The organism is Cyanobacteriota bacterium (genome assembly GCA_025054735.1).
In the GTDB taxonomy this organism is placed as follows: Bacteria; Cyanobacteriota; Cyanobacteriia; order SKYG9; family SKYG9; genus SKYG9.
In genome coordinates this window covers 1-3,737 of record JANWZG010000386.1, presented here as the reverse complement: position 1 = coordinate 3,737, position 3,737 = coordinate 1, and the positions used below count along the sequence as shown (strand labels likewise).

General features: G+C 47.5%; 6 protein-coding genes. 4 read left to right on the top strand and 2 right to left on the bottom strand.

Annotated elements, in window-relative coordinates; genetic code table 11:
- Positions 1-432 (top strand): HAD-IC family P-type ATPase (locus tag NZ772_15475; GenBank protein ID MCS6814956.1); only part of this gene is annotated, 432 nt, incomplete at its 5' end.
- Here NZ772_15475 and arsB read toward each other — a convergent pair.
- Both arsB and NZ772_15465 read right to left on the bottom strand, forming a co-directional pair.
- Complete coding sequence (gene arsB / locus NZ772_15470) at positions 414-1,571, bottom strand: ACR3 family arsenite efflux transporter (GenBank protein ID MCS6814955.1); 1,158 nt, start codon at positions 1,569-1,571, stop codon at positions 414-416. The genes NZ772_15475 and arsB overlap by 19 nt on opposite strands.
- A 96-nt stretch (positions 1,572-1,667) precedes the next feature.
- Entirely contained in the window at positions 1,668-1,997 is a 330-nt protein-coding gene (locus NZ772_15465) for a metalloregulator ArsR/SmtB family transcription factor (protein ID MCS6814954.1), read from the bottom strand.
- Positions 1,998-2,223: 226 nt separating this feature from the next.
- On the opposite strand from NZ772_15465, the gene arsC reads away from it, so the two are divergent.
- The 3 genes from arsC to NZ772_15450 form a co-directional block, all read left to right on the top strand.
- A complete protein-coding gene (gene arsC, locus NZ772_15460) occupies positions 2,224-2,637 on the top strand; it encodes an arsenate reductase, glutathione/glutaredoxin type (protein MCS6814953.1) in 414 nt (137 codons plus the stop codon).
- Between the two features lie 115 nt (positions 2,638-2,752).
- Entirely contained in the window at positions 2,753-3,415 is a 663-nt protein-coding gene (gene hisG, locus NZ772_15455; protein MCS6814952.1) for an ATP phosphoribosyltransferase, read from the top strand.
- Positions 3,416-3,582: 167 nt separating this feature from the next.
- Positions 3,583-3,737: aspartate-semialdehyde dehydrogenase (locus tag NZ772_15450; protein MCS6814951.1), on the top strand; the 155-nt coding region annotated here is incomplete at its 3' end.

Sequence of the window (3,737 nt, the reverse complement as noted above, 5' to 3'; positions counted from 1 at the left end):
TTAGAACACGATATGCTTGACACTCACCCTTTACCCTTCCCCCCTGCCTCTTTGTCGGTCAAACGAGTTGCTATGGTTGGGGATGGTATTAATGATGCTCCAGCCTTGGCTCAAGCTGACGTGGGTATTGCCATTGGTACTGGTACTGACGTAGCGATCGCTGCCAGCGATATTACCCTCATTTCTGGAGACCTGCGAGGTGTCGCTACTGCTATCCAGCTTTCTCGCGCTACCCTGCGGAACATTCGCCAGAACCTGTTCTTTGCCTTTATCTATAACATCGCTGGTATTCCCATCGCTGCTGGCATTCTGTACCCAATCACTGGTTGGCTTCTCAGCCCCATCATTGCGGGCGCCGCCATGGCCTTCAGTTCAGTCTCTGTTGTTATCAATGCTCTACGCCTAGGCAACTTTCAGCCCAGATCCCTATGACAAGGCATTTGACAACGGGGATCACGCAGGCTGGCTTTCTGGGGTTCTCGTGGAAACCAAAATGCTGTGCGTTTACAAATATCTACTAACATCAACATCACAGGCACTTCAATCAACACACCTACAACCGTCGCCAAGGCTGCACCGGAGTTTAAACCAAACAACGTGACTGCCGTGGCGATCGCCACCTCAAAATGGTTACTAGCCCCAATCATAGCGGCTGGTGCTGCATCCTCGTAGGACAGCTTGAGCTTCAGCGCAGCAACATAACCAATCCAGAAAATAAACATGGTTTGAATAAACAATGGCACTGCAATCAACACAATGTGTAGCGGATTGTTGACAATTAGCTCACCCTTAAAGGCAAACAGCAACACTAAAGTAATTAGCAGCGCTGAAATTGCAATTGGATCCAGGTATTTCAAAAACTGAGTTTCAAACCAGTCTCGTCCCTTATGGGTCAAAATCCAGTGACGGCTATAGAGTCCACATAACAACGGCAACCCAACGTAAATCAAAACTGACAGCACAATCGTTGCCCAAGGCACCGACAAGTTACTTGCCGACAACAACAGGCGACCCAGAGGCGCATATAGAAACAGCATGGTGAGGGAATTTACGGCCACCATCACTAGTGTTAACCCTTGGTTGCCAAACGAGAGATACCCCCACATCAACACCATTGCCGTACAGGGTGCAATTCCCAACAAAACAGCCCCAGCAATGTAGGAGTTAACCAGAGAAACCTCTTGCCCGTGAATGAGTTCAGTACCCATGATTAAAGGTCTGAACAGCCAACCCAGAAAAAACTGGGCAATCACTAACATGGTGAAGGGTTTAATCAGCCAGTTGACAATCAATGTTAGCAAGACAGGCTTGGGAGTCCGGAATGCCCGATCAATCTGGGTGAAGTCAATTTTCACCATGATCGGATACATCATGAAGAACAGGCAGATCGCGATCGGGATGGAAACCTGGTAAACACTCATGGCATCTAGGGCCACAGCTATACCCGGAAATCCTCGTCCTAGAGCGATCCCCGCCAAAATACATAGAAACACCCAAAGGGTGAGATAGCGCTGAAATAGACTCAACTTCTCTGTCGGTTGGTCTGGGGTATACGAGTTAGGGACACTCATGAGCTGTAGCTCTCTTTACTTCAAAATAGTAATTAACTTCAAAATAGTAATTACAGCGATCGCCATCTGTAGCTATGCCATTTCCAGTCCACATCCCTATGACAGTGCATCTCGGAGCATCGCTAGACGATCGCGCACAATCCGGTAATAAATCCAGATCCCCCGTCGTTCCTTCTCCAGTAATCCTGCTGCATACATAACCTTGAGATGATGACTAACCGTAGGCTGTGACAAACCTAGTGTTTCCACCAACTCACAAGCACAAACCTCTTGATCAGATTGGGCAGCAATCAGGCTCAGCATCTGTAGCCGTACAGGTTCGCTCAACACCCGAAACAGCGCTGCTAACTGCATAGCATCATCAGGTGTCAATTTGCCTGCTAACAGAGGCGGACAACAGCGGAGAGTGGACTCGGAAATCTGCATAGTCATAGATTGACATACATCAATATAGTTTGTCACAATATCAACAGTGATAAATATTGATATAAGTCAATATAGGAATTTCCAGCATATAGGTTTCCAGCATGTAGGTATGTAATCCCCCTAGGGTTGCATGTGGGCCTTGATACGCGGGCATAGAGGGACAAGCACTATCTAACCGTTAGCAATTGCCTACTGGGTTACGAGTTGACCAAAGGAGAACTATCAGATGAAGCATGTTATGTTTGTGTGCAAAAAAAACTCACGGCGCTCTCAGATGGCAGAAGGCTTTGCTAGAGCATTAGGGGCAGATAAAGTAGCAGTGACTAGTTCAGGCCTAGAGGCAAGCTATGTGGATCCGGTCGTAGTGCAAGTGATGTCTGAAGTAGGCATTGATATTAGCCACCAAACCTCCAAACCTCTAAGTGATTTTCGGCCTGATGATTACGACGCGGTTATTTCCCTTTGTGGTTGTGGAGTCAACCTACCAAGTGAGTGGGTGCTGCGAGAAGTTTTTGAAGATTGGCAACTCGACGATCCAGAAGGACAAGATATTGAAACATTTCGACGAGTACGCGATGAAGTAAAAGATCGTGTTGTAACCCTATTGAATAAGCTATTGAATAAGCCTGATAAAAGCTGAGTTAACTGTGAGTAGGGTTTCTAGATAGTTGCCCACACCATAACTGGCCGGGAGACAACAACGATATACCAACAGCGATATACTAAGTGGCTGGTGACTTGTGGTGTCCTAACTAATGATTACAATCGCCTTGCCCAAGGGAGCCTTACTCAACGACAGCATTGCACTATTGCAGTGCGTTGGTCTTGATTTCAGCGCATTTCTTGACCCCAGCAATCGCCAACTCCAGATTGCCGATCCTACTGGTACTGCTAAAGCATTATTAGTGCGTAACAATGATGTGCCTGTATATGTGGAATATGGGCAAGCACAGCTAGGCATTGTGGGCTACGACATTTTGCAAGAAAAGCAATGCCGCGTAGCCCATTTGATTGACTTGCAGTATGGCACTTGTCGGATGTCTGTGGCAGTCAAGGAATCTAGTCCCTATCGATCGGCCCTAGACCTACCCACGAACTGCCGCATTGCATCCAAATTCGTCAACTGCGCTCGTAACTACTTTGAGCATCTTGATTTACCCGTGGAGATTATTCCACTCTATGGCTCAGTAGAACTAGGGCCAATCACTGGGATGTCCGAAGCGATTGTTGACCTTGTTGCCACTGGCAAAACCCTCCAAGAAAACGGCTTGATTGAGATCGAAACCTTGTTTACAAGTACTGCGCGTGCCATTGCCCATCCCCTTAGCTATCGACTCAACATAGGTGGTCTGTGTGGTTGGATTGACAAGTTGCGGGCAGCAATCACAGCAAAGCAGGCATCACCCTACAGCCATTAGCATAGAGCAATCAAGCTCATCTACCTGCTACGAATATCAGTTCCCTAGCGCCTATGAAGTCAAATGCCTGCTCTCCAGTTGTTACAATTGCACTCATCATTGCCAGTTCCATGCCAAGTAGGGCTTATCTTAAATACGTTTAGGAATTTGATTGAGGGTTATCACCAGTGGGACGATCGTATAACGTTGCCATCCTAGGGGCAACCGGAGCCGTGGGTACCGAATTGCTAGCTCTGCTAGAGGAGCGCCAGTTTCCGGTAGGAACGCTGAAATTGCTTGCATCTCCACGTTCAGCAGGCTCTACGCTCTTGTTTCACGGTGA